Raw genomic sequence first — 1,848 nt, 5'->3', positions numbered from 1 at the left:
CCTCACCAACACCCAAACCGGCGTCTACACCGGCGTCATGTACAACGACTACGCCAGCCGGCTCCACCAAACACCCCACGACCTCGAAGGCCACCTCGGCAACGGCACCGCCGCAAGCATCGCCTCCGGACGCATCTCCTACACACTCGGACTCCAAGGCCCAGCAGTCACGGTGGATACGGCGTGTTCGTCATCACTGGTCGCTCTCCATCTGGCCGCGCAGGCACTCCGCAACGGCGAATGCGACCTCGCTCTGGCCGGCGGCGTCACCGTCATGTCCACGCCGGGCATGTTCGTGGAGTTCAGTCGGCAGCGTGGGCTGGCGGCCGATGGGCGGTGTAAGTCGTTCGCCGCCTCGGCCGATGGATTCGCCGGATCAGAAGGAATCGGCCTGGCGTTGCTGGAGCGTCTGTCGGACGCTCGGAAGAACAACCGGCGGATCCTCGCCGTCATCAAAGGCTCAGCGGTCAACCAGGACGGCGCCAGCAACGGACTCACCGCACCGAACGGGCCCTCTCAAGAACGCGTCATCCGACAGGCCCTCACCAACGCCGGCGTCACGCCTGACCAGGTCGACGTGGTCGAAGCCCACGGCACCGGCACCTCCCTGGGCGACCCGATCGAAGCCAACGCCCTCCTCGCCACCTACGGACAGAGCCGCACCGACCAGCCCCTCTACCTCGGCTCCATCAAATCCAACATCGGCCACACCCAAGCCGCCGCCGGTATCGCCGGTGTCATCAAGATGGTCCAAGCCATCCAGCACGGTCGGCTACCCAAAACCCTCCACGCCGAGGACGGCAACCCTGAAATCGACTGGGACACCGGAGCCGTCACCCTCCTCACCCAACCCCGGCCCTGGCCCCAGGCGAACCGACCCCGCCGCGCCGCGGTCTCCTCCTTCGGCGTCAGCGGCACCAACGCCCACCTCATCCTCGAACAACCACCCCAACCCACACCGACAGCATCCACGGTCACCGAACCACCGTCTGGCGTCGTGGCGTGGCCCTTGTCCGCCAAAACCCCCGAAACGCTCCGTGAATACGCCCGCCGCCTCGCCGACCACCTGAACCACCACCCCAACCTGGACCCGGCCGACATCGCCCACGCACTGACCACCCGCACCACCTTCGATCAGCGTGCGGTCATCACCGGAACCACCCTCACCGACCTGACCACCGCCCTACACGCCCTGGCCACCGGCCAAGACCACCCCAACCTCACGGTTCCCCCGGCGACACCGATCAGCGGCAAGGTCGTATTCGTCTTCCCCGGCCAAGGCACCCAATGGCCCGCCATGGCCCACCACCTCCTCACCACCAGCCCCGTCTTCGCCGACCACATCCACCAGGCCCATCAAGCCCTTGCTCCTTACACCGACTGGTCACTGCTCGATCTGCTCCACCAGACCGGCCAGGCTCCGGACCTCGACCGCACCGATGTCGTGCAGCCGGCTTTGTTCGCCGTCATGACCGCCCTCGCCCGCCTATGGCAACACCACGGCATCCACCCCCACGCCGTCATCGGCCACTCCCAAGGCGAAATCACCGCCGCACACATCGCCGGCGCCCTCACCCTCAACGACGCCGCCAAAATCATCGCCCTACGCTCACAAACCCTCACCAACATCGCCGGCACCGGCGCCATGGCCCACATCCCCCTCCCCCACCACCAGATCAACCTCGAAGCCGACGTCCACCTCGCCGCCATCAACGGACCCAACTCCACCACCATCTCCGGCACACCACACGCCATCCACGCTCTCATCGACCATTACAAAACCCAGGGCGTCGATGCCCGCCTGATCCCGGTCGACTACGCCTCCCACTCACCCCACATCGACCCACT

General features: G+C 66.5%; 1 protein-coding gene. It reads left to right on the top strand.

The window, feature by feature from the left end; genetic code table 11:
• The coding region (locus tag ABEA10_RS09090; protein WP_345460046.1) for a type I polyketide synthase at nucleotides 1-1,848 on the top strand (1,848 nt) is incomplete at both ends.

This window comes from Actinoallomurus oryzae (assembly GCF_039541955.1).
GTDB lineage: Bacteria > Actinomycetota > Actinomycetes > Streptosporangiales > Streptosporangiaceae > Actinoallomurus > Actinoallomurus oryzae.
Note: the sequence above shows the minus strand (reverse complement) of the source record. Positions and strands in the feature narration are given on the sequence as shown.